Below are 25,212 nucleotides of genomic sequence, written 5' to 3'. Positions count from 1 at the left end.
AAAACTTTCGTTTATTAGCTGCTATATTAAGCTTAGTGAATGGATGCGGGTTGGGAGATTAAGGTTACATTATTCTACATCCGACATGCTCAATACCATTTCTGATTTCTTTTTCATCCGCGGTATTGTTATAATCTACTTCGATAGAGCTTCTTTCCAGGTTAACATTTACATTTTTAACACCTTCTACGTCTTTCAAAACATTTTTTACCTGGGTTTTTATCTGATTGTTTAATAAGCCGTTTACATTGTACTGAACTCGATTCATCTTTTACCAGCCTTTCAAAAAAACACATCAGTTACTCATCTTAGTAAAGCTTGTCTCATATAAATTTGTAATACCTATAGCTTAAATATCCATTAGCCTCCCTTAATTAATCAGGCAAACGATTACCTGAAACCTAAAAATTGAGGAAAGTCTTCCTCAAGATTAGTTTTCGATAAATAAGATTTATTTATCAATATTTTTAACGATTTATGTTATGCAATAGTGTAATAATATTGAAGAGTTGGATAACTCTGTTGATTTCATATTATATATGGATTATAATGGAAAAACATAATTAAAAGGATTTAATAAGGGAGGTTGTTTGGTATGATTCTACATATTAGGGAAATTGTTAATCAAGATTTAGATGAATGTGTTCGGATCATAAGAGAAGGCTTTCTTACAGTTGCCAACGAATTTGGTATTACCGTAGAAAACTGTCCGTCCAATGGCGCTTTTATTAAAAAAGAGCGACTGGAAGCGGATAAGGAGAAAGGAAATCTTATGTATGGATTATTCTGTGATAACAGCCTCATTGGATTTATGCAACTTGAGAAAGCAGATAATGAAAGTTATTATCTCGAGAAGTTGACGGTGACACCATCTCATAGACACTGTGGGTATGGGAAAACCCTACTGGATTTAGCACGAAAGATAGTGAAGGAACTAGGAGGAAAGTGGATTGGTATAGGTATTGTTGAAGAGAACATTAGGCTTAAGGATTGGTATACGGCATACGGATTTCGACATACCGGTACAAAGAAATTCGAACATCTTCCATTTACCGTCGGATTCATGGAACTAAATTTAGAGTAATTTGATATGAAAGAACTTGTGAATAGACTGCTGTTTTGATATATTTAATTAAATAATCTTAGGAAATAGGTTTTATAGTACATAATATCACCTGGCATGATCTTCATAGCATAGCGACTATGATGAGTTGATAAAAAGTGGTAAAGATATCAACAAAACATACAGAAGCTAGATGAGAATTTCAAACCAGGTGATATTTTTGATAACGGATTTATAGATAGTTAGTTAGCTTATACCTGAGAGCTTTGGCCGGATTATTACATTTATTTATTATAAAGGTAAATCCCTTTTATTGAATACATATAATCCACCACTATAGGTTACCAGGGCAACAAGGAATAAAACAATAAAGGAAAGGATATAACCTTCTCCCTGTACGATCTTCTCGGGATCGAATAAGGTATATAAGGTAAAGTATTTTAAGAAATCTGTTTTATCACCTACATTTGATAACATCTGTAAAACCAGGAAAGCAACAGGTAAACCGGCGCCGATCGCCAAGGAATTCTTAGTGTCATTAAACAGGCAGGAAGCAAAGAAACCTAACCCGGTTAAGGCATAGTAAAGAATTAATGCACCGAGATTTAATAGTAAGAAGCCTGGAATGTCCAATTCTCCCGGGAATAATATTACGCTCATACCTACGCCTGCTAAAGTAAGGAAACCAATCAGTAAGGTGATGCTGACTAATAAAAAGAAAGCTTGAGTGCGAGCGATTTTCATACGGGTATTCGGAGTGGATAACAAGCATGCCATGGAACCACGATCCACATGGGAAGCAATACTGCGGTTGGCTACAACAATGGTATATATCATCGGTAACAATAAAATTAGGAAGCCATAGAAATAAGAGGATATAAACTCCAATAAGGTGTTACCAAAGGAGGTAAAGCCCATGGCTGACATCAGTTCTTTCGGCATCATTTTAAGCATTTCATCCAAGGTATCTTGAATTGATGGATCATACATTCCGGCTATGATTGTGATATACATCATCATAACTGCTAAAATTATTAGAAATACAATATAGTTTTGTTTTATGGTTGCTTTTAATAATGATTTGCTAAACATATATTTTTCCCCCTGTCTTATAAGCTTTTTGAAGTTTCCTGAGAATCTCCGTAATACTGCATAAAGATATCCTCAAGACTGCTGTTTTCGGTATCAAGATCCAGAACAGTAAAATTACTTAAAGCATGAACGAAACTTGATACATTACCAAGGATACTAACCTTGGCTCTTTGACCGTTAACGGTTATGTCATCGAAGCATTTCAGCTTTGCAAATTCCTCTGCTGAGGAGGTTGCATCAAAGGTTACCAGATAAGTTTTTCTTCTTTGCTCTTTTAGGATGTGAATATCCTCTGCTGCAACGAGATCACCTCTTCGTATAATGCCAACCCGATCACAGGTCCGCTCTATTTCATCAAAGCTATGGGAGGACATCAAAATGGTTTTTCCTTTTGCTTTTTCTGCAAGAATTAATTCAGCAAAGGTTTTTTGCATCAGTGGATCTAAGCCGCTGGTGGGTTCATCTAAAATTAAGACTCTGGGATTGTGCATAAAAGCCGAAACAATACCAAGCTTTTGCTTCATACCCTTGGACATCTTTCGAATTCGTCCGCTGGTATCTAATTGGAACTGTTCAATCAGCTTATCACGGTAGGTAGTATCCTTTAATTCTCTCATTTCCCCCATGAATTTTAAGAATTCCATACCGGTCATTCCATCAAAGAAAGCGATCTCACCGGGAAGATAACCGAGTTGTTTCATAATCTCAGCACTGTGTGTACGACAATCCATACCAAGTATGGAGGAGGTACCTTTGTCAGGAGTTAGAAAACCCATCAGATGGCGGATCGTTGTAGTCTTACCGGCTCCATTCGGACCCAAATATCCGAATACTTCTCCTTCCTTTACGCTAAAGCTAAGATTAAAGATTCCTTTATGATCACCGTAGTCTTTCGTTAATTCTTTAATAACAATAATGGACATATAATTGATCCCCTTTCTATATTAAAAGTTATTCATCGTTAATGAGGTATCCCTACCTAGTTATTAAGGTGGGTTTGCCATTTAAATCATAAAAACCTTACTCTTGCTATATCAGGCAATGCAGCATACTTGAATGCCGATTACTTATAGATACTCTTCTTTATAAAAGTTCTTACGTAATAATTCCACATAGGAATTATATAAATCCAGTATTTCTTGAAAATTGGGGGAAGCCCGCTCTATGGAGGGATCCAGTCTGTTTTTCATATACAGTTGGCTGGCACATCCTTCCGAACACCAGATTAGTAATTGCATCACCATTTTCGGATCAACCCCTTCTTTAAACTTATGTAGATCAAGCTTATAGAAGAAATGATCGAAGCGTTCCTTTATTAACTTTAAATTGTAAGATTGTATCTCGTTTTTTATGGATGGAGAGTTTTCAATAATTACCTTTTTCATAAATTCAGTTATATGTGGGTATGTGATTGCATATTTCATCTTGAGCTTTTGAATGGCATCCAGACGCTCAAAAAAATCTGTTTTTTGGATATAGGCAGGAAGGCCATCTTCTCCCGGGTCATCAATCAGGAGTTTCATCCGCTCTGCACAATAATCGTACAGATACATATAATAATTCTTTTTTGATTCAAAATAGTAAAACAGGCTGCCCTTTGATATATTCGCTTCTTTCACGATTTGATCGACAGATGCTTTTTGGTATCCGTTTTCTCCGAATACCTTAAAGCCTGCATTAATAATATTTATTTTTTTCTGCTCTTCCAGATTCTCGAAGCTTTCATACACCTGGATCACCTCTTTTACCTTTACTCATATACCATTTTTTGTTTATTTCTTTACGTTTGACTGTTTTGGTCAAATACAGATTACCATATTTAACTCCTTTGTGCAATATTTCCAGGATTAGAATTAGATTAGAAAAAAATAAGAAGCAATCATTAGTTAAGCCATAGACAGAATAAGCACTTGACACAAACCGAAGGATATTAAAGTTTGCAGTATATATAGGATGATGATATAATTATTGCATATAGATTTATGATAAAACATAAGGAGATATTATATGAATATTGACCTTGAATATTATAAAATATTTTATCACGTAGCGAAGGCAAGAAGTTTTACACAGGCAGGGGAGGAGCTATGTATCTCTCAGCCGGCAGTTAGCCAAGCGATTAAGCTATTAGAAACGAATTTAGGAAGCAGACTTTTTATTCGTGTACCCAAAGGGGTGAAGCTCACACCGGAGGGTGAAGTGCTATTATCTTATGTGCAAAAGGGCTATGAATATATTATGCTTGGGGAAGCGCAGTTTAGAAAAATGCTAGATTTGGAGAATGGAGAGATTAGAATTGGTGCAAGTGATATGACCTTACAATTTTATCTTCTTCCCTATCTGGAGAAATTCCATGAGAAGTTTCCCAAAATCAAGGTTACAGTAACCAATGCGCCTACCCCGGAAACTTTAGAATTTCTATATGAGGGAAAGATAGATTTTGGAGTTGTAAGTGAACCCTTTCAGGCAAGACCGGAGACAGAGGTTATTAGGGTAAGAGAGATTCAAGATATTTTTGTTGCAGGCTCCAGATTCCGGGAATTAGAAGGAGAGGTACTTAGATATCAGTCCTTAGAAAAACTTCCAACCATATGTCTGGAGCGTAATACCAGTACCCGAAGATACCTGGATGATTTTTTAAGCGAGAATAATGTAAGATTAAAGCCGGAGTTTGAATTGGCCATGAGTGATATTATAGTTAAGTTTGCCGTAAGAAATCTGGGTATTGGCTGCGTGGTGAAGGATTTTGCACAAGAGCTAATCGATAGGAACCAGCTTATTGAGCTTAGATTTGAAAAAGAAATTCCAAAACGACATTTTTGCATCATCATAGGAAATCATAATCCTATTTCCAAGGCAGCAAAAGAATTATTAGGTATGTTAGGATTATGAGAAGCTTATGCAAAATAATCTTTTGGTATTACGATAAGTCACATCCACTGTACAACAACCTATAAATAGATACTTAATTGGATGTAAACAGATGGGTTCTTGTAACATTTAGACTAAAATTCAGAAATTATTATATATAGCAAAAAATATTGGAGGATACTATGAAGAGAATAGCTAAGTTTGAAAAAGTAAGTTTGAAACAGTTTCGGGAAAGCTGGATTGATACCTTCTATCCGCACAATAACATAGAGGATGAGGTACAATTAAATATAGAAAATATTTATAGTAAAATCAAATTACCCCAAAGGGCTACAACAGGATCTGCCGGGTATGATTTCTACAGCCCTTTAAAATTCTCTCTTAATCCGGGAGAAACCATCAAAATACCTACCGGTATCAGAGTAAGAATAGATGAAGGCTGGGTATTAAAGTGCTACCCCAGAAGCGGATTGGGGTTTAAGTACCGTTTACAGATGAATAATACGGTGGGTATTATTGATAGTGATTATTATCATTCTGACAATGAGGGTCATATTTTCTGCAAAATTACAAATGACAGTAAGGAAGGTAAATCTGTGATGCTTGATGAAGGCACAGGATTTATGCAGGGAATCTTTGTTGAGTATGGTATTACCGTAGATGATGAAGTGGAAGAAATCAGAAACGGTGGTTTTGGAAGTACAACGAAATAGATTATGAAAGTCGCAGATTAGTGTTAATAATATATTCATAAATCTATGCTACAACTAGTTTTTATTTAGGAGGTATGTATGGCAGGAATTGCAGCGCATTTAATCATTGCCAGAGAAATACAAAAGCTACTACCGAAAGGAACTATTAAGGAGGAAGGGATGTTCTATGCCGGCTCAATTGCTCCTGATGCGATTCATGCAAGGGAAGGTTTTGTGAGAGAGGATAAAAGGCATACGCATCTTAGAGACGATATTCGGGATATGGAGTTTCTTAAAGAAGAAAATCTTGCGCTTTTTCATCAGAGGGTTACAGATTTTATTCTGACTTCAAGAAAAAAGGAAGGAGGAGTATTGGATCTGTATCGTGGTTATGTGGTACATATTCTTACGGACGAATTATATATGCGGACCCTTCGCTATGAATTTGTTGAAACCATGAAGACGTTAGGAATTAGTCAGAGTGACAGGGAATTTTTCCATAGAATTGTTGAGGATATGACCAGAAATGATTATCTTTTGATGAGCAACTATAAGGAAATGGCGGAAATCAGAGCAAAACTGGAGAACGTAAAATCGTACGAAATAAAAAATATGCTAAGTGAACAGGAATTAACAAACAGTAGAAATTGGGTTATCCAAAAATATTTTGTAGAGAAACATGATTGCTTAAACCCCATTTATATAAGCTATGAGAGAACATTAGAATTTATAGAGTTGGCTTCAAGAGATATTGTAGAAAGACTTTCTGAGGGAGGCAGTCTTACCAGAATGTTTTAACTGGTGCCGGATCATTAAACAACGTAAAATAAAAAAATATTGTTTTATATGTATAAGTATAAAGCGGCACCATTGCAAATGAAAGGGCTGTTATCAAAATAGTAAGCTGGGAATATGATTTTACCGTAATACACTGTATGAGGACATGTTGCTGGTTTTGTTATACCGAGTGCGAACAGAAGTGTTTGAACAAGGCATACAAAATCGTAAAATATCCTTCAATCTGTGAAAGGTAAATTATATTCCCATTATTTATTTTTGGAACAATCCCTTGAATTATGATTCGTAACACAGATTTTATATACATAACATAAGTCATATAAACGATTCATAGAAGTTTGTATTGTATCAAACATCCACACATATACATGAGTATAAGGGTTGTATTAAATATTACACATATATTAATAAATATGTTGCTATATTAAATAAATATTACAAATATATTAAATATTGATTGTGTTATGTAACAAATATTGGTATAATACCCATCAGAAGTAATTAAGCAATCTAGAAAGTAATTTGAGGTGAACAGATGAAATTAAGACATAAAAAAATTATTTTACTCACGATTATGGGAAATATGGGAATTGGAATCATTGCACTATCCTTAAGCCAGATGAAAACCGGGACAGAAGAAACATTGGACATGAAAGAAATGAATCGGATAGAGAAAGTAGATTCTAATAAGGATAAAATGATGCAAAAGAATCTTTCTGTTCCTAATGAACAGGATGAAAGTACGATTTCTGTAGCAATACCGTCAACATCACAAGTAGACCCAACACTTTCGCCGATCTCAAATCAATATCAGGTATATGGGATAGAAGAAGACGGATATCCTGAAATAGAAGAATTAGTTTATAATTATTTTGCAGCAAAGATTAATCTTGATATCGATAAACTAAAAAGCCTTTCGAATGATCCAATGAATATAATTTCACTGGAACAGTTGGAAAAAGATACAATGTATGAAGAGGATTATCGCAATATCAAATGTTATATAAAAAAAAGTTACGAAGAAGGCGTTTACATTGTGTATATCTATTATGAAACAAAAATAACTGGTATCACAACCTTAGCTCCTAATCTTTCTAAGATATTGGTGGTTACGGATCATACGGGAGAATTAAAGATCAATGATAAGCCAATGGATGAAAAATTAAAAGCATACTTTGATGATAGGAATAACGATGCCGATGTACAGGAATTAATAAAAATGACGAACAAAGAAGTAGAGGAAGCGAAGGCGCAGGATGAGGAGTTGCGTAACTATTGGGAGAGTATAACAGGCACGTAGATTCCACTCTTCTTAATTAAAAATTAATTTTTTTACTTTGCTTCATGCATTTCCCATTTCATTATCTATATTGTTTTTAAGGTTTTTTTTCATAATGTAGTAACACAAGATTCGGTTGTTTTCTACTTTGTATTTATGATATTCCATAGGCTTATAGCCATGTTTGAGATAGAAATCATAGGCCGGCAAGGAAGCTTCTATCACAGCGGTGTCAAAATTTAAAGCAACAATTTCTTCCAAGTCGTTCATAATTATTTTGCCGTATCCCATGCCCTGATATTCCGGTTTCACATACAGTCGTCCGATATTATTCGATTCAATGATACTGCCGGTTCCGACAAATATGTCGTCGACTGACAATACATAGACATTACCATTATTAATGTCAGCTTCTAATTTCGAAGTGTTATGATAATTCAGAAAGAAATCAACGACTTCTGTAGGATAATAATTCGGATAAATATTCTTTATTGTTGTATGAACAATCTCATATACAGCATCTAAGCTGGCCGGTGTGGCTTTCGCAATAATCATGTCTAAATCCTCTTTCTTCTTTAGCAAATTCTTCTATGAGATAAACGAAAATCTTTATCTACCTTCACTAATTATAGCATTATTTACTAACAATTGCATACCGTGCGAATAAAATTAACAGTAGAACGGATATAAAAATTGGTTATTAATTTATGAGGTATAAGTATTCGTTATGCAATGCATAATATATATTGATTTTACTTATATAATCAAGTGATATATACTTATGAAGTAATAAGAATACAGATTTTGATGCAGATTGATACTAAATAAGGAGTATCACTTTGAATAGTAATTATTTGCATCATCCAAGGAGGATTCATTATGGTAAAAGCAATTGTAGGAGCGAATTGGGGCGACGAAGGAAAAGGTAAGATCACCGATATGTTAGGCAAGGAAGCGGATATTATTGTACGTTTTCAAGGCGGCAGCAATGCAGGGCATACAATCATCAATAATTATGGTAAGTTTGCTCTTCATTTACTTCCATCCGGCGTTTTTTATCAACATACGACTTGTGTTATCGGTAACGGAGTGGCACTGAATATCCCTTACTTATTTAATGAAATCAAATCTTTGGTGGATCTCGGAGTACCAAAGCCAAATATTAAGGTTTCTGATCGGGCACAGATTATGATGCCCTATCATATACTTTTTGATCAGTATGAGGAAGAGAGACTGGGAGGTAAATCCTTTGGTTCAACCAAATCCGGCATCGCGCCATTTTATTCAGATAAATATGCGAAAATCGGTTTTCAGGTATCTGAGCTTTTTGATGATGAAGTATTGAAGGAAAAAATAGCAAGAGTATGTGAATTAAAAAATGTTATTTTAGAGCATCTTTATCACAAGCCTGCAATTGATCCGAATGAATTATATGAAACGATGATTGAATATAGAAATATGGTAGAGCCTTATGTATGTGATGTATCTGCTTATCTGCATGATGCAATTAAAGAAGGTAAAAACATTCTGTTAGAGGGACAACTGGGAGCTCTTAAGGATCCGGACTTTGGAATTTATCCGATGGTTACCTCTTCTTCTACTTTAGCAGCATATGGTGCAATCGGAGCAGGAATTCCTGCTTATGAAATAAAGAACGTGGTTACAGTTGTAAAAGCATATTCAAGCGCTGTTGGAGCTGGTGAATTTGTCAGTGAAATCTTCGGTGAAGAAGCAGATGAATTACGCAGAAGAGGTGGAGATGCCGGTGAATTCGGTGCAACCACAGGAAGACCCAGACGAATGGGATGGTTTGATGCAGTAGCGTCCCGCTACGGCTGTAGAATGCAGGGAGCAACGGAGGTGGCACTAACGGTTCTAGATGTACTTGGTTATCTGGATACGCTTCCGGTTTGTGTCGGCTATGATATAGACGGAGTGGTAACGAAGGATTTCCCGACAACTGTTAAGCTGGCGAAAGCAAAACCGATTTATGAGTATCTGCCCGGATGGAAACAGGATATTAGAGGCATAAGAAATTATGAAGAGCTGCCCGAAAATTGTAAAAAATACATTGAGTTTATCGAAAAGGAGCTGGAAGTGCCAATTACCTTGGTGTCTAACGGCCCGGGCAGAGAAGAAATTATAAAAAAATAAAAAAGCAGATAGATATACCATAAAAGGCTCAAAATGATACAGACAATAATAAGGGTTGTTGCAAAAATTATAAGTTTGTAACAATCCCTTATTATTTTCCCAAAAGTTTCATTTTGAGCTTCTTTTGTTTTTTATCAGTTAATCTGTTATAATGAACAAATAACTACAAAATTAAGTATCAATAGACAAAAAAATACTTGTATTTTATTGCGTTTTAAACATTAGCATGGTAAAATATGTAAGAATAGCTTAAAAGGTACAGGATTATTTGACTTATTATTGCTTGATAGTTCACGGGAGAATATATTGATGAAAGTTATTTATCTTGGTACTTGTAACTCTTTGGCTTCTAAGCTGGTAGACAGATTAGTGAAAGAAGAGGATCAAGTATATATCATTGCAAAACAGGATTTTGATAAATATACAAAGCCTGCACTGCATTATAAATGGTATAAGTATAATAGTAACGACATAGGGCTAAAGAAAATTTTTTCAAGTATTAGCCCGGATGTTGTTATTTTTGCTGGAGACATATTCCTAAAAGAAACCTGGCAGTATTGTACTGACACCAATGAATACTTATCTCGTTTATTAAATATATTAAACCTTTCCAGTATTCACAATGTTAATAAGTTTATCTACCTATCCACCAATGAAGTATATTCGGTAGGGAATCTTACTCATAAAGAAACGGATTTAAAGCATCCAACTACCTACAAAGGGGAATTATGTAGCATCGGTGAAGAGCTGGTAATGGGTTTTCATGAAAAACATCAAATGAATGCAGTGATATTACGGTTGGAAAATATATATGGCACCCATGTTATGGAGGAAGAGCAGGATTTTGTATCGAATATTGTGAAGGACTATTATCGAAAGGGTATCTATAAAGCGAATAAGAATAAAATCCTCTATCCAATTCATATTAAAGATTGTGTGGAAGCTATTTATCGGGCCAAAGACTATACTCCAAGCTTCATTTATAATGTTGGATGTTCGGATGCACTGAGTGAATATCAGGTGGCTGTGATATTAAAAGAAACTCTGAAAATCAATGCAAAGATTGAACCATATGAGGGGGAAATCATCTCCTACGCTATGAACGCGGACAAGATCAAATCCGAACTGGAATGGGTAGGTTACCATAGATTTTCTTCTGTCATAAGTCAGAGCGATATGAATTTAACCTACCAACAAGAACCGGAAATACCAAAAATAAGAAGAATAATCCCAAAGAAACCAATATTAATTTCCCTGGAGAACATAATTGTCTTTATCCTATTCGCGCTTATAACTATGCTGTTTTCAAATCATTCTTTTTTGAAAACTATGGACGTCATGACGATTTACATCATCTTAATCGCTTTATTACTTGGTGTTCGCCAATCCATGCTATCGGTAATCTTATCTTTTGGATTTTATCTGGGGCAACATGGTATCGCAGGATGGAATATCTTAAATGTGTTAACGAATATAGACTTTATTATGACCCTGGCTAGATATATATTTATGGGAATTGCAGTAGGCTATGCTGTTGATCATTATCGTACTATGTTACAGGAGAAAGATACGGAGTACGAGTATTTAAGGAAAGAATATCAGGAAATAAGAGAAATTAATGAAGATAATATATTAATTAAACGTGAGTATGAGAAGAGGATATTAACCTATAAAACAAGTTTACCTAAATTATATTCCATCATAAGTAGACTGACCGTTCTGGAACCCGAGACAATCTTTGCAGAAGCAATTGATGTTATTAAGGATATTATGGATACGGATACGGTAGCAGTATATCTTGGTAACGAAAAGAGCAGTTATATTCGTCTGATTGCATCCTCAAAACCGGATGCGGTTTTTAAAGGTAAATCAATCAACCTAAAGGAATATCCCGCTATGAGGGACAAGATCAATAGCAATGAATTGTTTATCGGTTCCCAATGGGATGATCAGGAGCCCTCTTTGGCGGCACCGATTTTCCATGAGGGAAAATGCATTGCTATTATCATAATTAATAAAATGAAGTTTAAAAGTCTTAATTTATATCAACTAAACTTATTCCGTACCCTTACTGTGTTGATATCATCTTCCATAGCAAAAGCAAAGGAATATGAGGCTGCAGTCCGATCATCGCAGTATATTGATGAAACGGAGATATTAAATGCGAAGGAGTTTGAAAAGCTCATTAAAATCAAGCAGGAAGGTAAGAAAAAAGGAATTGCAGACTACAGTATTATTAAACTAAAAGCAGAAGAAGATATCAAAGATACCTATTATAAGGTGGTAAATTCAACCCGCAATACAGATTTCTTTGGAGTTAATGAGAAAAGGGAACTGTTTGTATTACTGAATAATACCTCCTTTGATGAAGTGGGATACGTATTAGAGCGACTAAGACAAAATGATATTGAGGCAGAAATTATCAATTTATAATGATACATATATTTCATTTAATTTATTTTATGAACATAAGAAAGTGGGTAAGGATGGAGATCATCGGTTTTATTATTTTTCTAAATACTATTTTCACTTTGATCTTTCTTTTGAAAAGTAAAGACAAAAAACAGGGAATTTTATTTGGGACAATGTTTTTTATTGTACCCGTTTTTGGATTTGCAATTTATTATATACCTCATTTTATGTTTCGCATGATACATAAGACTAATTTATATAACAAGGATGATATTATATCAATGAAGTTAAGAGAAGATTATGCCGCCAGACCGAAAGTGGAGGAGGAATTAAATATAGTTCCTTTCGATGAGGCTTTAGCGGTAAGTCAAACCGGAGAAAAAAGAAATCTTTTACTAGAATTACTAAAAGGGAATATGGCTGACAATTACAAAGTAACAATGTCAGCCCTTGAGGACAGTGATTCAGAAACCTCTCATTATGCTGCAGCTGCAACTATGGAAATAGCTAGAAAACTTAGAAATGAGCTTCAAAAATCAGAAACTGTATTTCTTCAGAGTAAGGAATCACCTGAAAAACGTAGAGATTATCTGGATAAACTATATAACTTTATTGATAGCGGTGTACTCTCCAGTAGGGATCGACTTATACAAATGAATAAGTATATAAAACTTATACAGGAAACAATGAATGAGTATTCAACGGTTACATTAGAAAGTGACTATATTCATTTGATAGATTTCTATCTGGAATTAAATCAGTTATATGAAGCAGAAGAAGTAGCAAAAAATAGGTTAAGTGAATTTGAAGATGAAGATATATACATGCGTCTTCTAGAGATTTATTATCGACTTCAAAATAAAAATGAATTTGATAAGGTATTACAAAGACTAAGAAATTCAACGGTGGTTTTGTCGGCAATAGGACTCGATCAGCTTAGATTCTGGATTGCGAGGGGGTGACCTGTATGTTATCTACAAAACGGTTAATCTTAATCATTATTATCATAACTACGATTTCAATTGCTTTTTTATTATTTAATGTCAGTAATTATACAACAGAACCCACAAAGGACATTAATACTTTTCAGGATGAGTTAATTTTGGTTAAGACATCACTACCTGAAACAATGAAAACCGATATCTATTATATTGTAGGGGATGCTAAAGATGAGTACGAAAAAAATATAATAACGAATGTTAAGCAGGCATTATCCTATATGAAACTTAAGTTTAGTGAAAAGATAATCATTAACGAGGATGATCTGATAAAACAACCTATATTAATCATTTGTACAAAAACACCAAGCAAGGTTATGGATTTAAAGCAATTGGCAAACTATATCAGTAACGGTGGAAAAGTACTCTTTGCTGCGGGACTTCCTGAGGGATCTAAGGATTCGTATCTTTATCCGATATGGGGAATTATGGAGAAGGGAACACCGGTTGAGACGAAACAATTGCATATAAACAGACAATTTATGCCCTATCCTGAGATTACTTTTGATTATAGTGGATATAATTCATCTTCAAATTTAACGCTGAATCCTTCGGTAAACGTATTGATGGAGGATACGAACAAAGTACCGATGATATATAGTCACGGCTATGAAAGAGGAAAGGTAGTAGTGATCAATGGCTCTTTGATGGATAACATTAGCAGCGGGGGTTTTTTTAGCAGTGCTTTAGGAGAATTAAAGGGAGACTTAATCTATCCGGTAATCGGTGTAAAAACGGTTTATTTGGATGAGTTTCCTCCTATCCAAAGTATGGATGATATCAAGTCCAATCAGTTATATGGCCGAGGGGCAGAGTCGTTTTTAAGAGATGTTTTATGGCCGGAGCTTCTAAGAAGTTCCTCCAGGTATGATATAAAATATACGGCAGGTATCTTAAGCTTTGTTGATAAAGAGAACAATCTTTTGTTGGAAAACGAACGTTTGACAAAATATTTACTAAAGGAAATTCTTCGTTATCATGGAGAAGTTATTCTACAAGGAGACTTTTCTAATTCAAGTTCATTTCGTACGAATTTATTGTCACACTATTATAACGAGTTCAAAAGAATGTTCCCCAACTATAAAATCAGCGGGTATTCTGTATTATATGGGAAAACAAATCAGGATATTTTAAAAACAGTAAGCGAGGTATTGGGTGGGATCTATACAGTAAGAGGATTTTACCAGGGAGATGAAACAACGCAGACGATTCAGAAGTTTGAAGTTAAGGATAGTTTCGTCCACTATCCTGTAATCAGTTCAGGATTTAGCAAAAGCCATGGAATGTTCTATGAATTTTTATCCGGGCTTTCACTGTACGGAGTAGTTTCCCATAGTTTTAATATACGTACGTTATTTCAGGAGAAAGACAGTAGCTGGACCCGGTTAAGTGATGAATTTAATGATCTGGCAGAGGCTTATTTTGGGACGACATCATGGCTAAAGGCAAAAACCCTATCTGAGAGTGCCAAGAATACGAAGGCTTATTATAGCCTTAAAATGTCGGTGGAATATAAAGAAGATTATATTAAGGTCTACTGTAGTGATTTTAGAAGCGGACAAGCCTTTTTTTTAAGAAGCTATAAAAATATCAAAGAACTGTCCGGCGGACAAGCGACGAAAATTAATGACAGTTATTATTATATAGAAGCAATAGAGCCGGAGCTTATAATATTTTATCAATAGGAGTATAAACGGCGACAGAAAATACATTTATAGAGTTCATTTGGAAAAATAATGTACGAAACATAGAAGTTTTGTGAGAGTTATCCTATGTTAATAAAGGCGTTATTATAAATTACCGGAAGGGTTGGTTACTATGCGGGTATGTATCATTTGTGAAGGAAGTTATCCCTATATTGCGGGAGGAGTATCCGGTTGGGTACAGATGTTGATTAGTGAACATAAGGATATTGAATTTGTCATCTGGTCCATTGCTACCAGCAGAGAGGAAATGAAAGATTATAAATATGAACTTCCTTCTAATATAGTAAAAGTCAAGACGGTTTATTTAAATGATATCAAGTTTGTAAATAAACATAAAAAAATCAAATTAGATACCAAGGATAAAGCCATACTCAAAACCTTTCTTATGGAATCCAATGATAAGATAAATTGGGAGGATATATTGCAATTTCTCAAGATACATAGAGAACGTCTTACAGATATTATTATGAGCAAGGATTTCTTTGATATCGTTGTAGAAATCTATAAGAATGCTTATACAAGAATTACGTTTAGCACATTTTTATGGAATATCAGGTCCATGTATTTTCCGTTGCTATATATATTATCCCATGAGATACCGAAGGCGGATGTATATCATGCAGTATCTACCGGTTATGCCGGGGTACTTGGCGGTGTAGCCTCACACTTGTTTGAGAAATCTTTTCTGCTGACGGAGCATGGGATTTATACCAGAGAACGGGAAGAAGAGATTATTAAATCTGATTGGGTCGTAGGTATCTATAAAGAAATCTGGATTGACTTTTTTAATAAGCTTTCCCGTATTGCTTACAAACAAGCCGATAAAGTGATTTCTTTGTTTGAAACCAATAAGACCCTACAAGTGGAACTGGGCTGTCCGTTAGAAAAAATAAGGATTATACCCAATGGAATAGATGCAGATAAGCTTAGTCTAATCCCCAGAAGAACACAGCAAAAGAACGAGTTTATTCATATAGGTATCCTAGCCAGAGTAGTACCGATTAAGGACATAAAGACAACTTTATTATCTTATGATATTGCCAAAAAGCAGATCCCGAATCTTAAATTATTCATTTTAGGGCCCTATGATGAGGACTTGGAATATTATAAGGAATGTGTTGCTTTAATTGAAGAGATGAGTATCGAAGATGTAGTATTTGAAGGAAGAGTTAATGTGACAGATTACCTTCCTAAGTTAGATATCATGCTGTTAACCAGCATCAGTGAGGGTCAGCCCCTGGCTGTTTTGGAAGGAATGGCAGCAGGAATTCCACAGATTTGTACTAATGTTGGCAGCTGCATGGAACTTCTGTATGGAAGTCCTTCCGATCAATTAGGGCAAGCTGGAATTATTGTTCCGGTGATGAATATTAATTCTATTGCAAATGCGATTATTTCATTAGCAACGAATGAAAAGCTTAGAAAAGTAATGGGTGATATCGGTTGTAATCGAGTAATGAAATATTACCAAAAAGAGAATTTCCTAAATCAATATCAAGACATGTATATAGAAATGGGAGGAGCCTTTCATGGCAGGCGTAGGATTTGAACTAAGAAAAATATTTAAGGATGAAACGATTCACGGCAAGGTCAAGGGTGTCATTTATGCTTCTATGACAACGATAGGTCCTACGATCATGTTTATGTTGTTACTCTTGGGAATTCGATATGTGATGAATATATTCGATGTACCCTATAAGGAGCAAATATTTTTTTCTTCTGCCAGTCTTTATCTGTTTATTTTTGCAACCATGATATCCGGAGCCCTAAATACAATCAGTACCCGTTTTATATCCGATATGATATTCATAGAAAAAGATGAATATATTCCCGCTACTATGTTTGGAACCATAATGATCGGCTCCTTTGCAGCAGCAATTCCTAATTTCATTATATGTATTGTTTTATTTGCAAAATATGACATTAATCCGGTATTTCTTATTGGATATTATTTATTTGGTATTATGATAACAGTAACCTATTGTATCATGACTTTTATTTCTGCAATCAAAGAATATGCCAAAATAACAGCATCCTTTTTTGTAGGACTTTTATCCGCTGTAGCAATATTTTTTATTGCTCAACGGTATATGGGGTTATCGGTAATTAACTGTATTATCTACAGTTTAGCTCTTGGCTTTTTGCTTATTAACGTATTTTTGATTTACTATATCATAACATTTTTTGAAAAATCAAATCACCGATATTTTGAGTTTCTTAAGTATTACATAAAATATCCTAAATTATTTTTGAGTGGTTTGTTCTATGTATTGGGGTTATATATATCCAATATTATATTTTGGTTTTATTCTGACATAGCAACCGTGGTTACTCTGTTTCATGTTGCACCGTCCTATGATATGGCCACTTTTTTAGCAGTCATAGTTAACCTCTCTGCTATTGTGATATATACGGTAAAAGTGGAAACACAGTTTTTTGAAAAATATAAATTGTACGTGATGGCATTAAACAATGCTAACTATGCCGTCATTGAAAAAGCCAGAAAAAACATGAACAATACCATACATATCAACTTGTTTTTTATCTATGAAATACAGCTTATCATAACGATAATTTTAACCTGTTTATCTGTTATGTTTTTTCCCATGTTAGGGATAGGCGGATTAACCTTAGACTTTTTCTTATTGCTGGGAATTGCATATTATGCTATATTTTCAATGTATTTTACTGTTGTATTTCTATATTATTTTTCAGATCAATTCGGTAGCTTTATAGCAACCGCACTCTTTTTTGGTGTAACAGTAATAGCCTCCTTAATTGCGATTAAATTAGGCAATGGTTATTATGCAATCGCTCCCTTGACCGGAGCTATTGTCGGATGGATCTATGCATTTTTAAGATTAAAGTATATATTAAAAGATATTAATGCCAATATATTCTGCGGTATTTTAAAGTAGGCAGCAAGGAAGGAAGCGTGTATCTTATGAAGTTAAAAAACACTACAATCAGCGGTATTATACTAGGTCTCATGGTTATATCGGTTATAACGTTCTATATGCTATATCAAAATACAAAATATGATACAGAAGAATTATACTCATCAGATGTGATTATGGATGATTGGACCCTGGAGAGTAGTTTGTTGAACGGGGCAGCTCTTAGAGAAAATAAAAACATATATCTGGACCAAGATCCGAAGAAGTTAACCAAAGTATATATAACAGTATTTCCTACGGAAGATGAAGAGGGCGATATCCTAAACTTTTCGGCTTTTGATTTACATAAATCATTGGATAAAAAGTATAATCCGATTTTGAATGCCAATGTACAGATTGTGAATGAAAAGGATGAGCTAAATCAAAATCAAAATATAAATTCAGTGAATGCAACCATTCAAGTAAGAGGTAATTCCTCAAGGGGTGCGTCCTATAAATCTTATAGAATTAAGATGAAAGACGGAGCAGATACCTTTTACGGACAATCTGTTTTGAATTTAAATAAGCATCAATTTGATGACAGTAAGATTGCCAATAAATTCAGCATGGATATTATGTCCCGTATTGAGAACATAGCAAGTCTTCGAACGAACTTTATGGTAGTATATATAAGGGATGCATCGTTACCCGCCGATAATCAGGAGTATGAATACTATGGACTTTATACCCATGTGGAACAGCCAAATAAAAATTATCTGAGAATAAGAGGATTTGATGATAATGGTACTTTATATAAGGCAACTAATTTTGAGTTTCGACTGACACCCCAGTTAAAGAACGTTGATGACCCGGCTTATAATCAAGAAGAATTTGAAAGTGTTCTCTCCATAAGGGAAGGGAAAGATCATTCAAAGATATTAAAGATGCTAGAAGAGGTCAATGATCCAAACAAAGACTTTCATCAGGTGTTTACCACATATTTTAATGAGGAGAATTATCTTACCTGGTTAGCTTGTAATATCCTCTTAGGAAATGAAGATACAATATCACATAACTACATTTTATATAATCCTACGAATTCTCTGACCTGGTATTTTCTTCCCTGGGATTATGACGGTACCTTTCAGTTTGGAGAGTTCGAATCAACAAATGCAACTCCTTATACCTTAAAAGGAATACAAAGATTAACAGGAGTACAGCTGCATCGCAGATACTTTAAGCAGAATGGAAATTTAGAAAAATTAACAAAAAAAGTCGAGGAACTGCTGGAAACTGCTTTTTCAAAAAGCAGGGTAGAAAATTTACTTAATTCCTATCAAACTGTATTAAACAAGACGATGTATTTGCCTCCGGATCTTTTGATTTCATCCATGGATCCCAGTGAATACAAGGACTACCATGATCAGTTTTATGAGCAGATACAACTAAATTATGAGAAATATTCCGGTTCATTAAAATATCCTATGCCTTTCTTTGTCAGCGAACCGGAGCGGACAAAAGAAACGACTACCGAGTTTCGGTGGGAAGCCTCCCATGATTATCAAGGAGATTTGATTACCTATGGCATTACTTTGGCCAGGGATCATACAATGCAGGATATTGTATTTAGTGAAGAGGGAATCGTTGACACATACTATGCTTATACAAAACCAATACCTGAGGGTACGTATTATCTGGAAGTTACTGCAACTGATAGTGAAGGAAACAGACAGATCAGTCTGGATTATTATAAAAATGAAAGTCAGAAGGTCTACAAATATGGAATTCGGCAGGTTGTATTGCAGTAATAGGAGGACATGATTATGAAATACCAAAATCATAAATTACGACATGAGTTAAAATATTATATCACAGACGAAGTCTATCGAACCTTAAGAGAACGGTTTCGATATCTCCTAAAGCCGGATGAGAATATGGTGGATGAAGAAGGGTATTTGATCAGTAGTCTGTATTTTGATGATGTATTTCATTCAGCCCTGGAACAAAAAGTGAATGGAACAAGATTTCGTCGTAAATACCGAATACGCATTTATGATCGAAGTGATAACATAATTAAACTAGAGTGCAAGAGTAAATTCGATAGCTTTATTGCAAAGGAAAGTGCGACATTAAATCGGGAAGAATACAACCGGATTTTAAATGATGAATATGATTTTTTATTAAACCGGAAGGAAGCAGTGTGCAAAGAACTATACGCTTATCATAATTCCAGATTGCTTGCACCGGTTACAGTTGTTGAATATCTGAGAGAAGCCTATGTATCCGACCTTGGAAACGTAAGGATAACATTTGATAAAAATATATCTGCTTCTCTTTTTTCTCTGGATATGTTTGGTGAAGAATATGAGACAATGGAAGTTTTACCTCAGGGCTTAATGGTTTTAGAAGTAAAATATGATGACTTTATCCCAAAATACATATGGGATCTGATTCAAATATCCAAAGCACAAAAGTGCGCCATATCAAAATATGTGATGTGTAGGAAATTAAATAGGAGGGTAACACAAGTATGAAAAGTTTTTCAGATATATTCAAAAAAAGTTTTATGGAAGGGAATGCGGTGGATTTACAGATACCGAATGTGTTAATGGCCTTAATCTCGTCATTCCTTTGCGGAATGATCATATATTTTATATACCGGAAGTTTTATAAGGGTATCATCTATAATAACAATTTTAATATACTGCTTGTACTTGTCTCTCTTATCACTACTTTTATCGTTATTACCATCAGTTCGAATGTCGTATTATCCTTAGGCATGGTAGGTGCCCTTTCAATTGTACGGTTTCGTACAGCGGTCAAGGACCCCTTAGATGTAGGCTTTCTATTCTGGGCCATATCAATCGGTATTACCTGTGGAGCCGGGCTTTATTTCATGTCCTTTTTATCTACCTTTGTTATCGCAGTAATCTATGTTCTATTAATTACATATAAAAATACAGCTAGAGTCTATCTGTTAATTGTAAAATTCAAAAACGAAGCAAATGAGGATGTACAAAAAATACTTGTTAACGTAAAACATGTTTTGAAAAATAAAACAGTACTTGGTGGAAAGACAGAATTAACCGTTGAAGTGAAAGCAAAAGTGGATAACACCTCCTTTGTAACTCTTCTTTCAGAAGTGGAAGGTGTTTATAGTGCAGCTTTGGTTGAATACACCGGAGATTTCGGTGAATAAGTGATTAAAAGGGGTCCCAGGGATTGATGAGTACAGCGAAAAAAATAATCATCGCATTAGTGATTGTGCTTTTCATATTTGGATTAATGTATATGATACTATATGCTAAAAAAATTAAATTACTATTTACAGAAAGCCAGGAGGCCCTGACAAACCCGGCACGAGGTTTTTATATTCAGTTTGACAGTAGCAGGATCAGTAAATTGGAAACACTTCGTAAAGAAGGTATCACGCTGGCTTTGATGGGATATGATATCAAAGATTATGTAAGGGAACCAATCAGTTTAGAAAAGCTTGAGGAATTAAGACAAGCTTTGGAAACAGCCAAGGAATATGGGATTAAAGTGATATTTCGTGCAGCTTATGGGTTTGAAGCAGAATATGAATATAAAGATCCCAAAGATATCGAAATTACTCTGGGTCATATTAGGCAGATAGCTCCAATAGTAAATGAATATAGAAGTAATATCCTCTGTGTACAGGCAGGGTTTTTAGGACCCTGGGGTGAATGGCACCACAGTAATCTGTTACCGGAGGAGGAACAACAAAGTAAGAAAAACAGAAATACGATTCTGGGTGAATTGATAAAAAATCTAGACAACAACATAGTTATAAATGTAAGAAGGCCGAGGTTTATTCGGGATGCGTTAGAAGCAGGATTGGATACTCAGAGGCTAGGCTTTCACAATGATGCACTACTGTCAACGGACAGTGATATGGGTACCTACGATGATCCGAAGTATTCCCGTACTCAGGAGTTAGAGTGGGTTTCAAAAAATATGTCACATCATATGAACGGAGGCGAGATGCCAAAAGTTAGTGTATTTTCCTCCGCAACAAATGCAACAGCGGAATTTGAAAAGCTAAATCTAACTTACTTAAATTCCAGATATAATAAAGAGGTCCTAGAAAGCTGGAAGAAAGAAACTTTGAATGGGAGGAACGCTTTTGATGATATCAACAACCGATTGGGGTATCGATATAGCTTAAAAAGTGTAACACTCCCAAAAGATTTAAAGATAAAAAAGCAATTCGATGTAAAAATAACAGTAAAAAATACAGGGTTTTCAGCCATAAAAGAAGAGTATGTAACCTGGCTGATCATTGAAAATAACGGAATTGTGGCAAAATTCCAATGTGATAAAGAACAAATTCACCTTATAAAAGGGATGTCAGAAGATACTCTAAAAATAACCGCCAATGTTCCACAAATCTTTGAAGGAAAGAATTTGAATATAGGTATTAAAATTAGCGGCCCGGCGGATGCGGATACGAAGAATTATTATGATTCGGTTCATTTGGCTAATGAAGACATCGAATACAAGAATGGTGTTAATTATATAGCTACTTATATCCATGAGGATAATCGATATGTTTTGAAAAAGCTGAGATAAACGGGGATGTTGTAAAATGAATATTAAGGGTAAGTTAAAACCCAGACATATTCATATTACAACATCCTCATATACATTTATATGTATATACAATTTATTATATAGTAGATTGATCATTATGGTTTCTGTAAGATTGACCTTGTTCTTTCTTTGTAGACTTTTATAGGTTCTTATGATACGATAAACAGACATAAATGGATATGCGATAGAAAGGTTCAGAAATTATGAATTTACTAACAATAGAGAATATGAGTAAAAGCTACACAGAACGAATGCTCTTTGATCATGTAAGCCTTGGTATTAATGAGGGAGATAAAATCGGAGTCATCGGTATTAACGGAACAGGAAAATCAACACTGTTAAAAATAATAGCGGGTCTGGAAGAGCCTGATGATGGGGTTGTTACGAAAGGAAAGAAGGTTAGGATCTCGTATCTGTCCCAGACTCCGGTATTTGATGAGGATTTGAATATTCTTCAAAATGTGGTTCAGGGTCAGAAGGCAGAAGAGGAGTACCGAAATCTGGAGGGTGAAGCAAGGGCAATGCTGATAAAACTGGGTATAACCGATCCGGAAGGAACACCCAAAGTGCTATCCGGAGGTCAAAAAAAGAGGGTTGCTCTAGTAAGGGCGCTTCTTACACCGGCAGATATCTTGGTGCTGGATGAGCCCACCAATCATTTGGATAGCACAATGACGGAATGGTTAGAAGATTATCTGGCGAAATACCGCGGTGCCTTTATCATGATAACCCATGACCGGTATTTTCTTGACAAGGTAACCAATAAAATTATTGAGATTGATAAAGGAAGCATCTATTCCTATACAGCAAATTATTCGAAGTTTCTTGAATTAAAGGCTGAGAGGGAGGAAATGCAACTTGCCTCAGAGAGGAAGGCCAAGAGTCTCTTTCGCGTTGAGTTAGAGTGGATGCAAAGAGGTGCCAGAGCCAGGTCTACAAAGCAAAAGGCACACATCCAACGCTTTGAAGAGTTAAGAGATCGGAAAGTAATTGAGACGGACGGGAAAGTTGAAATAAATGCCTTATCATCCCGAATGGGTAAGAAGACGATTGAATTAGATGGAATTGGGAAGGCCTATGACGGTAAAGTATTATTTCAGAATTTCACCTACATCCTGTTACCCGGAGACCGGATTGGCATTATCGGTCCAAACGGTTGCGGTAAATCTACCCTACTTAATATACTTACCGGTAAGTTAGTTCCCGATGAAGGTAGTGTAGAGATGGGAAGTACCATAAAGCTGGGGTATTTTTCTCAAGAAAATGAATATATGGATGAAAGTCTAAAAGTAATTGATTATATTAAAGATACAGCAGAGTATATACAGACCTCGGAGGGTACGGTGACGGCATCCCAGATGTGTGAGAAATTTCTGTTTACCGGTTCCATGCAATATACGGTCATAGCCAAACTTTCCGGGGGAGAGAAGAGAAGATTGTATCTATTAAAGGTACTGATGGAAGCACCCAATGTTTTGGTTCTGGATGAGCCCACCAATGACCTGGATATTCAGACTTTAAATATTCTAGAGGAATATCTGATGACATTCTCTGGAATTGTAGTAACCGTATCCCATGACCGTTATTTTCTGGACAAGATTACGACACGGATCTTTGCCTTCGAAGACAATGGGGTAATCAGACAATATGAAGGTAATTTTTCGGATTATAAAGCAGCCAGAGAAATTCTTGATTTAGAAGCTATGGATAATAAAGGGGAAGCAGCGAATTCTTCTAAAGAAAAAGTATCTGCCGCAACAGCCACCTGGAAGCAGAGAGATACGAAGCTTAAATTCAGCTATCAGGAACAAAGAGAGTTTGAAACGATTGACGAAGTAATAGCTGAGATAGAGAATCAAATCGAAGAGACAGAAATCGAGATTGAGAAATCCGCAACCGAATATTCCAAATTAAATGAGCTTATGAAAAAGAAAGGTGTTCTGATTAAGCAACTGGAGGATAAAATGGAGCGATGGGTGTATCTAAATGATCTTGCAGAACAGATTGAAGCATCAAAAAATGGGAAGTAATCAGAGAGAAATTTTATGTAAGAATCATCAGTGTAACGAAAGAGTCTGTTGAAAATCGAAGTGACAAGGGGTATAACTTACCTCACACACAGGTTGAAGGACATATCATTGATTTTGTCTGCACTTATCGAACATATTTGTTCGCTTTGTGCAGACAAAATCAACAACATGTTCGTCAAACAGTGTATTACGGTAAGTCAGACCCCTTGTGTTCAATTTTCAACAGACTCTTCTAAACGCTTCGATTATTTCGTTTCGTTGGTTCTTCTAAGATGACTATAACGAAATTAATTAAGGTTTTTATATAAGGCATAGAAATCTCCTTCGATGTCCTCCATTCTTTTACTATACCATAGTTTCGTATCATCCAGTGCTTTGTTATAGATGTAGCAACCCAGAGTGTCCATAAAGAAATCCAGAATATTTTCAGATCCAATGATTCCAAGCTTCTCATCCCGCTCTGTTTCAAAATAATAGACAATTTCTTCAAGTAATTGCTTCTTTTCCTCAGATGATAAGGTAATACCCAATTTCTGATATTTTGCTTCCATTGTGAACCTCCTCCTTAATTATAGGTTTATATTGCTCCCGTCATACCAATTATGCAACACCTCAGAAACGCCAAAA

At 35.2% G+C, this 25,212-nt stretch carries 22 protein-coding genes; 16 read left to right on the top strand and 6 right to left on the bottom strand.

Translation table 11 applies throughout. From position 1 onward, the window contains the following. Window positions 1-64: 64 nt before the first annotated feature. Window positions 65-268, bottom strand: a complete 204-nt coding sequence (locus I5677_RS11590) for a heavy-metal-associated domain-containing protein (protein ID WP_197661789.1) — start codon at window positions 266-268, stop codon at window positions 65-67. Between the two features lie 327 nt (window positions 269-595). Between I5677_RS11590 and I5677_RS11585 the strand changes: the two genes are divergently transcribed. Further along, on the top strand, window positions 596-1,084 hold the full coding sequence (locus I5677_RS11585) for a GNAT family N-acetyltransferase (protein ID WP_197661788.1): 489 nt from the start codon (window positions 596-598) through the stop codon (window positions 1,082-1,084). Window positions 1,085-1,354: 270 nt separating this feature from the next. Here I5677_RS11585 and I5677_RS11580 read toward each other — a convergent pair whose 3' ends face one another. The 3 genes from I5677_RS11580 to I5677_RS11570 all read right to left on the bottom strand — a co-directional run bounded on the left by I5677_RS11580 (window position 1,355) and on the right by I5677_RS11570 (window position 3,885). Beyond that, on the bottom strand, window positions 1,355-2,155 hold the full coding sequence (locus I5677_RS11580) for an ABC transporter permease subunit (RefSeq protein ID WP_197661787.1): 801 nt from the start codon (window positions 2,153-2,155) through the stop codon (window positions 1,355-1,357). Window positions 2,156-2,172: 17 nt separating this feature from the next. Next, window positions 2,173-3,078, bottom strand: a complete 906-nt coding sequence (locus I5677_RS11575; protein WP_197661786.1) for an ABC transporter ATP-binding protein — start codon at window positions 3,076-3,078, stop codon at window positions 2,173-2,175. Between the two features lie 144 nt (window positions 3,079-3,222). Then, the gene (locus tag I5677_RS11570) at window positions 3,223-3,885 is read right to left on the bottom strand and encodes a TetR/AcrR family transcriptional regulator (RefSeq protein WP_197661785.1); all 663 of its coding nucleotides are present in this window, start codon (window positions 3,883-3,885) and stop codon (window positions 3,223-3,225) included. 277 nt (window positions 3,886-4,162) lie between these two features. Here I5677_RS11570 and I5677_RS11565 point away from each other — a divergent pair, with 277 nt between their 5' ends. From I5677_RS11565 to I5677_RS11550, 4 genes are all read left to right on the top strand, one after another. Beyond that, window positions 4,163-5,047, top strand: coding sequence for a LysR family transcriptional regulator (locus I5677_RS11565; protein WP_197661783.1), 885 nt, complete (start codon window positions 4,163-4,165; stop codon window positions 5,045-5,047). A 161-nt stretch (window positions 5,048-5,208) separates the two neighbouring features. After that, the gene (locus I5677_RS11560; protein ID WP_197661781.1) at window positions 5,209-5,739 is read left to right on the top strand and encodes a dCTP deaminase/dUTPase family protein; all 531 of its coding nucleotides are present in this window, start codon (window positions 5,209-5,211) and stop codon (window positions 5,737-5,739) included. 78 nt (window positions 5,740-5,817) lie between these two features. Next, window positions 5,818-6,516: a hypothetical protein gene (locus I5677_RS11555; RefSeq protein WP_197661779.1), complete on the top strand. Its 699-nt coding sequence runs from the start codon at window positions 5,818-5,820 to the stop codon at window positions 6,514-6,516. A 535-nt stretch (window positions 6,517-7,051) separates the two neighbouring features. Then, window positions 7,052-7,816 carry a hypothetical protein gene (locus I5677_RS11550; RefSeq protein ID WP_197661777.1) on the top strand — a complete coding sequence of 255 codons (765 nt, stop codon included), beginning with the start codon at window positions 7,052-7,054 and terminating at the stop codon, window positions 7,814-7,816. A 42-nt stretch (window positions 7,817-7,858) separates the two neighbouring features. Here the strand turns inward: I5677_RS11550 and I5677_RS11545 are convergent, their stop codons facing one another. Further along, on the bottom strand, window positions 7,859-8,350 hold the full coding sequence (locus tag I5677_RS11545; RefSeq protein ID WP_197661775.1) for a GNAT family N-acetyltransferase: 492 nt from the start codon (window positions 8,348-8,350) through the stop codon (window positions 7,859-7,861). A gap of 324 nt (window positions 8,351-8,674) precedes the next feature. Between I5677_RS11545 and I5677_RS11540 the strand changes: the two genes are divergently transcribed. From I5677_RS11540 to I5677_RS11490, 11 genes are all read left to right on the top strand, one after another. Then, window positions 8,675-9,949 carry an adenylosuccinate synthase gene (locus I5677_RS11540; RefSeq protein ID WP_197661773.1) on the top strand — a complete coding sequence of 425 codons (1,275 nt, stop codon included), beginning with the start codon at window positions 8,675-8,677 and terminating at the stop codon, window positions 9,947-9,949. A 309-nt stretch (window positions 9,950-10,258) separates the two neighbouring features. Further along, window positions 10,259-12,382, top strand: coding sequence for an NAD-dependent epimerase/dehydratase family protein (locus I5677_RS11535; RefSeq protein WP_197661771.1), 2,124 nt, complete (start codon window positions 10,259-10,261; stop codon window positions 12,380-12,382). 29 nt (window positions 12,383-12,411) lie between these two features. Next, complete coding sequence (locus I5677_RS11530; protein ID WP_197661769.1) at window positions 12,412-13,323, top strand: type IV pilus assembly protein FimV; 912 nt, start codon at window positions 12,412-12,414, stop codon at window positions 13,321-13,323. Window positions 13,324-13,328: 5 nt separating this feature from the next. Next, complete coding sequence (locus tag I5677_RS11525) at window positions 13,329-15,044, top strand: DUF2194 domain-containing protein (RefSeq protein WP_197661767.1); 1,716 nt, start codon at window positions 13,329-13,331, stop codon at window positions 15,042-15,044. A gap of 133 nt (window positions 15,045-15,177) precedes the next feature. Continuing rightward, window positions 15,178-16,614: a GT4 family glycosyltransferase PelF gene (gene pelF / locus I5677_RS11520; protein WP_197661755.1), complete on the top strand. Its 1,437-nt coding sequence runs from the start codon at window positions 15,178-15,180 to the stop codon at window positions 16,612-16,614. Further along, window positions 16,595-17,983 (top strand): exopolysaccharide Pel transporter PelG, encoded by a 1,389-nt coding sequence (pelG, locus tag I5677_RS11515; protein WP_197661753.1) that lies wholly within the window; start codon window positions 16,595-16,597, stop codon window positions 17,981-17,983. The genes pelF and pelG overlap by 20 nt, the downstream gene beginning before the upstream one ends. A 26-nt stretch (window positions 17,984-18,009) precedes the next feature. Next, window positions 18,010-19,749 carry a CotH kinase family protein gene (locus tag I5677_RS11510; RefSeq protein ID WP_197661751.1) on the top strand — a complete coding sequence of 580 codons (1,740 nt, stop codon included), beginning with the start codon at window positions 18,010-18,012 and terminating at the stop codon, window positions 19,747-19,749. 15 nt (window positions 19,750-19,764) lie between these two features. Next, entirely contained in the window at window positions 19,765-20,475 is a 711-nt protein-coding gene (locus I5677_RS11505; RefSeq protein WP_197661745.1) for a polyphosphate polymerase domain-containing protein, read from the top strand. Continuing rightward, the gene (locus I5677_RS11500; RefSeq protein ID WP_197661744.1) at window positions 20,472-21,140 is read left to right on the top strand and encodes a DUF4956 domain-containing protein; all 669 of its coding nucleotides are present in this window, start codon (window positions 20,472-20,474) and stop codon (window positions 21,138-21,140) included. Before I5677_RS11505 ends, I5677_RS11500 begins: the two co-directional genes overlap by 4 nt. A 26-nt stretch (window positions 21,141-21,166) precedes the next feature. Beyond that, window positions 21,167-22,534 (top strand): DUF4832 domain-containing protein, encoded by a 1,368-nt coding sequence (locus I5677_RS11495; protein WP_197661742.1) that lies wholly within the window; start codon window positions 21,167-21,169, stop codon window positions 22,532-22,534. A 224-nt stretch (window positions 22,535-22,758) separates the two neighbouring features. After that, window positions 22,759-24,585 (top strand): ABC-F family ATP-binding cassette domain-containing protein, encoded by a 1,827-nt coding sequence (locus I5677_RS11490; protein ID WP_197661741.1) that lies wholly within the window; start codon window positions 22,759-22,761, stop codon window positions 24,583-24,585. 287 nt (window positions 24,586-24,872) lie between these two features. On the opposite strand, the gene I5677_RS11485 is transcribed toward I5677_RS11490, so the two are convergent. Then, window positions 24,873-25,136, bottom strand: coding sequence for a DUF2164 domain-containing protein (locus I5677_RS11485; RefSeq protein WP_197661739.1), 264 nt, complete (start codon window positions 25,134-25,136; stop codon window positions 24,873-24,875). Between the last annotated feature and the right edge of the window lie 76 nt (window positions 25,137-25,212).

This window comes from Mobilitalea sibirica, from assembly GCF_015999265.1.
GTDB classification, from domain to species: domain Bacteria; phylum Bacillota; class Clostridia; order Lachnospirales; family Lachnospiraceae; genus Mobilitalea; species Mobilitalea sibirica.
Note: the sequence above shows the minus strand (reverse complement) of the source record. Positions and strands in the feature narration are given on the sequence as shown.

Coding starts and splice junctions, on each gene's coding strand:
- I5677_RS11590 (WP_197661789.1), bottom strand. CDS start 268: ATGAATCGAGTTCAGTACAATGTAAACGGCTTATTAAACAATCAGATA.
- I5677_RS11585 (WP_197661788.1), top strand. CDS start 596: ATGATTCTACATATTAGGGAAATTGTTAATCAAGATTTAGATGAATGT.
- I5677_RS11580 (WP_197661787.1), bottom strand. CDS start 2,155: ATGTTTAGCAAATCATTATTAAAAGCAACCATAAAACAAAACTATATT.
- I5677_RS11575 (WP_197661786.1), bottom strand. CDS start 3,078: ATGTCCATTATTGTTATTAAAGAATTAACGAAAGACTACGGTGATCAT.
- I5677_RS11565 (WP_197661783.1), top strand. CDS start 4,163: ATGAATATTGACCTTGAATATTATAAAATATTTTATCACGTAGCGAAG.
- I5677_RS11560 (WP_197661781.1), top strand. CDS start 5,209: ATGAAGAGAATAGCTAAGTTTGAAAAAGTAAGTTTGAAACAGTTTCGG.
- I5677_RS11555 (WP_197661779.1), top strand. CDS start 5,818: ATGGCAGGAATTGCAGCGCATTTAATCATTGCCAGAGAAATACAAAAG.
- I5677_RS11550 (WP_197661777.1), top strand. CDS start 7,052: ATGAAATTAAGACATAAAAAAATTATTTTACTCACGATTATGGGAAAT.
- I5677_RS11545 (WP_197661775.1), bottom strand. CDS start 8,350: ATGATTATTGCGAAAGCCACACCGGCCAGCTTAGATGCTGTATATGAG.
- I5677_RS11540 (WP_197661773.1), top strand. CDS start 8,675: ATGGTAAAAGCAATTGTAGGAGCGAATTGGGGCGACGAAGGAAAAGGT.
- I5677_RS11535 (WP_197661771.1), top strand. CDS start 10,259: ATGAAAGTTATTTATCTTGGTACTTGTAACTCTTTGGCTTCTAAGCTG.
- I5677_RS11530 (WP_197661769.1), top strand. CDS start 12,412: ATGAACATAAGAAAGTGGGTAAGGATGGAGATCATCGGTTTTATTATT.
- I5677_RS11525 (WP_197661767.1), top strand. CDS start 13,329: ATGTTATCTACAAAACGGTTAATCTTAATCATTATTATCATAACTACG.
- pelF (WP_197661755.1), top strand. CDS start 15,178: ATGCGGGTATGTATCATTTGTGAAGGAAGTTATCCCTATATTGCGGGA.
- pelG (WP_197661753.1), top strand. CDS start 16,595: ATGGCAGGCGTAGGATTTGAACTAAGAAAAATATTTAAGGATGAAACG.
- I5677_RS11510 (WP_197661751.1), top strand. CDS start 18,010: ATGAAGTTAAAAAACACTACAATCAGCGGTATTATACTAGGTCTCATG.
- I5677_RS11505 (WP_197661745.1), top strand. CDS start 19,765: ATGAAATACCAAAATCATAAATTACGACATGAGTTAAAATATTATATC.
- I5677_RS11500 (WP_197661744.1), top strand. CDS start 20,472: ATGAAAAGTTTTTCAGATATATTCAAAAAAAGTTTTATGGAAGGGAAT.
- I5677_RS11495 (WP_197661742.1), top strand. CDS start 21,167: ATGAGTACAGCGAAAAAAATAATCATCGCATTAGTGATTGTGCTTTTC.
- I5677_RS11490 (WP_197661741.1), top strand. CDS start 22,759: ATGAATTTACTAACAATAGAGAATATGAGTAAAAGCTACACAGAACGA.
- I5677_RS11485 (WP_197661739.1), bottom strand. CDS start 25,136: ATGGAAGCAAAATATCAGAAATTGGGTATTACCTTATCATCTGAGGAA.